The sequence below is a fragment of the Anaerorhabdus sp. genome, from assembly GCF_036657415.1.
In the GTDB taxonomy this organism is placed as follows: Bacteria; Bacillota_I; Bacilli_A; order Erysipelotrichales; family Erysipelotrichaceae; genus Anaerorhabdus.
In genome coordinates this window covers 1-3,736 of the sequence record NZ_JAVXGL010000126.1, presented here as the reverse complement: position 1 = coordinate 3,736, position 3,736 = coordinate 1, and the positions used below count along the sequence as shown (strand labels likewise).

The window sequence follows — 3,736 nt, the reverse complement described above, 5'->3', positions numbered from 1 at the left end:
AATTCTTTAGAATTCCGATTGTTTCCAATATCACTTAATATATCTTTATAATAGCTAACAATTGATTCTTTCATACCACGAACAGCTTCTTCAATTGCAACTTTTGTTTGATTAACAATATATTCTATTAATTCAAAATTAGTTTCTCCAAAAATCTCTTTGACTGGTTTTAACACGCCGTTATTTGTATCAACAATTCCGCATGGACCTGAATGTGTATGAGTAGCAATACAAATAAAATTAGTATCATCAAGATCTTTTTCTTTGAGTATGTTGTTTACTCTATCAATGATTAAACTATCAATTGCAACTAAATCAAATGTAATTAATCCATATTTTTTATCATTAAGCTCGAAAATTACAACTTTTACATATAAATCGTCTAATTTACTAGATGATTTCCGATTAACTGCAAATCCTGACAATAACACCGGAAATTCCGGTGTTATTGTCGATTTAGCAAATCCAATTTTCATATTATTACCTCTATTCTAATAAATCATCCAAATCACAATGTGATCTATCTTTATTTAACTGCATTTCTCCAATACACTCTTTACCAGTATTAATTGCATATTCTTTCAGTTCATCTATAGTGCAACTATTTGCTTTAATTATACATTCGATTAGCATCATTAAATTCATTCCACTCACTACTCTCATCATAGGAAATTCATTTAATAAAAACATTGCACGATTAGAAGGTGTCCCTCCTGGTATATCTACAAGAACTAGTGTCTCTTCATTTACATTTATTTTACTTTTCAATTTTTCAGTAAACACTTCGACACTATCATGAGTTTGTAAACAAATAGATGAAACAAACTCATTTTCTCCACATAACATTTTTGAACTTTCAACTAATGCATCTGCTAATGGTCCATGACTTGCTAAAACTAATTTTGTCATCTTAGAATAATCCGATTACTGCTCCCAGAATTGCGATTCCAATTACTGAGAAAAGTACTGCAGTTGTAGACATACCTTTTTTAATTAACTTGTAAACTCCTAGTGTTAATAATAACGGTACTATATTCGGCATAATTCCATCAAAAATTAATTTCAATGACATTGCTTGTTCTCCTTCACCAATTACAAAATCAAGGGGAACCGTAACCATTGTTGCTGTCATTACTCCTAGCACCATTAATCCAACTAGTGTTGTACCTTCACTTAATCGTTGCATCATAGCACCGCCAGAAATCTTTTCAATAAATTCATTACCAAATTTGTAACCATATTTTAATCCGAAATAACGAGTACCTAGATTAAATATATTAAAGAGTACTAAGAAAGCAAGTGGTCCTAAAACTGATCCACCTTTTGATAAAGATACACCAATACCTGCACAAACTGGGAATAGTGTGAACCAAAAGAAACTATCTCCAATACCTGCAAAAGGACCCATCATTGCAACTTTAATTGCACTAATAGACGTACCATCAATATCTCCACCTTCAGCAACTTTTTCTTCCATTGCTAAACTTGTTCCCATAATTGGCATCGCCATAAATGGATGTGTGTTAAAGAATTCAAGGTTACGTACAACTGCTTTTTTTAATCCATCAGGATTTCCTTTGTATAATTTTTTTAGTACGGGTAGAATAGTCCAACAGTAACCTAAAGCTTGCATACGTTCATAATTCCAAGAAAACTGCATTGCAATGCCTCTTCTAAATACGCGGTTTAAGTCTCGTTTATTAATAATCTTATCACTCATGACATTTCCCTCCTTAATCTTCCATTAGAGAATCTAATTCACTAGATTTATTTGAATCTGATGCTTTACTGCTTTTTTTATAATAATCCATTACCAAGGCTATACAAACTGCGACCATCGTAACACCAATAGTTGAAAAGCCTCCGAATGTTGCTAGTGCAAACCCAATAAAGAAGAATGGGAATAAATACGGAATATTTAACATTGTTAATAACATACCAAAACCAACTGCAGGAAGCATTCCACCAGAAACTTCTAATCCTCTTAAAACAGAAGCTGGAATCATTCCAATGAAATTTTGAACTGCATCTACACCAAAATAGATTGCAGGGAAAACAATGACTGATACACGAACAAAGTGAACTAACAAACCAGCATAATGAGCTAATTCTAATTTTTTATATTCGCCTTTTTCCGCAAATTTATCTGCCATATGAATAAATACTGTATTAAATGTTCGTCCAAATATATCTAATGCTTGTGCAGCTACAGCAACTGGAATTGCCAATGTTAATGCGATCTCGGCCCCTTGCCCAGTTAATATCGCAAACGCTGTTGCTATTAATGTTCCAATCGTTTGATCTGGTGGAACTGCTGCTCCAACACCACTTATACCCATGAAAATCAATTGTAATGTGGCACCAATAATAATACCTTGTGACATGTCTCCTAAAACTAAACCTGTTAGCATACCTGTGATTAATGGTCTCGATAATCCGAAGTGACCATTCATCCATTCAATTGATAATAAACTCGCTAATACACTTAATAATATTGCTTGAGATAACATATAATTACCCTCCTATAATAAAGTTAAAACATTTACTTTTGTATCTGATGTTAATTGTCTGTGTTCTACTTCTACATTAAGTTGGCAAATCTTTCTAATCGCTTTTTCTTCATCTTCACTTACAGAAAGAGCTTTAGTAATTTGTCTTCTGCCTTCTTTGAATCTCATACCACCTAAATTTAATGACTTTATTGGAATGTTTCGTTCAATTAATGCTAAAGGAGCAAATACGTTTTCGAACACTAACATTACTCGATAATTATCCAACACTCCCTTGTTAAATTTTTCAATAAATTTATCAATAGATAGCGCATAAATTTTAATCTCAGCAGGTGCTGAAACTTTCAGAATCGAGATTTGTGTAGGATTACAAGAAATTTTATCATCAACAACTATGACAACTTCTATATTTTGTCCTCTAATCCAGCTTGTTGCTACTTGTCCGTGAATTAAACGATCATCCACTCTACATGCTATTAATCCCATATTTTGTTCTCCTTTAGAAAATCAACATACCTTTTTGTAATTAGCTTAGGGTTCGTGATTGCAGTTCCAACAACAATGCAATCTGCGCCAGCTTCATAACACTTCACTGCATCTTCACGAGTCCAAATTCGTCCTTCACAAATGACAAAAGTATCCAATTCTTCTTTACATTTTTTAATTAGATTAAAATCAGGCCCATCTAATTTATCCAAAGTGTAATCAGTATATCCACTCATTGTTGTTGAGATGATATCAGCCCCTGCTTCGACTGCACTCTTTGCTTCACTAAAATTAGATATATCAGCCATAATAATTAAAGATGGATCAATTTCCTTTGCTTTCTTGATTGTTTCCCAACCATAATCGCCAAGATAATTTGTAGAATTTGTAGCATCTAATGCAATTATATTCGCTCCTGATTCTTTCAAAGCAAATATAGATTCAACATCAGGAGTAATGTAAACATTACTTCCTGGTGATTCCTTCTTCCAAATACCAATAATATAGTGTTTGGGGAAGTTTTTCCTAACTAACCGAATGTAATCTGGACTGTTTAATCGAAAGCCGACACAACCGCCAATTGCTGCAGCATTAGCCATCATTAACATATCATCTGCAGAATGAAATGTTTTACAATCATAGCCTTGGCATGAGACAATCAACTTATGACGAATTTTTGTAAGAATATCTTCCATCGTATCCTCCTTAAGGCACCTTATATCTTGATAATACCACATGTA

At 33.0% G+C, this 3,736-nt stretch carries 6 protein-coding genes; all 6 read right to left on the bottom strand.

Annotated features, from left to right (window positions below):
- A partial coding sequence (locus RSB60_RS11150) for a hypothetical protein (RefSeq protein WP_332616392.1) occupies window positions 1-476 on the bottom strand: 476 nt, incomplete at its 3' end.
- 10 nt (window positions 477-486) lie between these two features.
- A complete protein-coding gene (locus RSB60_RS11145) occupies window positions 487-909 on the bottom strand; it encodes a PTS sugar transporter subunit IIA (protein WP_332616390.1) in 423 nt (140 codons plus the stop codon).
- Window position 910: 1 nt separating this feature from the next.
- Window positions 911-1,720 (bottom strand): PTS system mannose/fructose/sorbose family transporter subunit IID, encoded by an 810-nt coding sequence (locus tag RSB60_RS11140; RefSeq protein ID WP_332616387.1) that lies wholly within the window; start codon window positions 1,718-1,720, stop codon window positions 911-913.
- Window positions 1,721-1,733: 13 nt separating this feature from the next.
- Window positions 1,734-2,510 (bottom strand): PTS mannose/fructose/sorbose/N-acetylgalactosamine transporter subunit IIC, encoded by a 777-nt coding sequence (locus RSB60_RS11135; RefSeq protein ID WP_332616385.1) that lies wholly within the window; start codon window positions 2,508-2,510, stop codon window positions 1,734-1,736.
- Window positions 2,511-2,522: 12 nt separating this feature from the next.
- Window positions 2,523-2,996 carry a PTS system mannose/fructose/N-acetylgalactosamine-transporter subunit IIB gene (locus RSB60_RS11130; protein WP_332616382.1) on the bottom strand — a complete coding sequence of 158 codons (474 nt, stop codon included), beginning with the start codon at window positions 2,994-2,996 and terminating at the stop codon, window positions 2,523-2,525.
- On the bottom strand, window positions 2,987-3,691 hold the full coding sequence (locus RSB60_RS11125; RefSeq protein ID WP_332616380.1) for an N-acetylmannosamine-6-phosphate 2-epimerase: 705 nt from the start codon (window positions 3,689-3,691) through the stop codon (window positions 2,987-2,989). The genes RSB60_RS11130 and RSB60_RS11125 overlap by 10 nt, the downstream gene beginning before the upstream one ends.
- Window positions 3,692-3,736: the final 45 nt, after the last annotated feature.

What these genes read in the sequence shown, in the direction of transcription:
- RSB60_RS11145 (WP_332616390.1), bottom strand. Translation starts at nt 909, where the DNA reads ATGACAAAATTAGTTTTAGCAAGTCATGGACCATTAGCAGATGCATTA.
- RSB60_RS11140 (WP_332616387.1), bottom strand. Translation starts at nt 1,720, where the DNA reads ATGAGTGATAAGATTATTAATAAACGAGACTTAAACCGCGTATTTAGA.
- RSB60_RS11135 (WP_332616385.1), bottom strand. Translation starts at nt 2,510, where the DNA reads ATGTTATCTCAAGCAATATTATTAAGTGTATTAGCGAGTTTATTATCA.
- RSB60_RS11130 (WP_332616382.1), bottom strand. Translation starts at nt 2,996, where the DNA reads ATGGGATTAATAGCATGTAGAGTGGATGATCGTTTAATTCACGGACAA.
- RSB60_RS11125 (WP_332616380.1), bottom strand. Translation starts at nt 3,691, where the DNA reads ATGGAAGATATTCTTACAAAAATTCGTCATAAGTTGATTGTCTCATGC.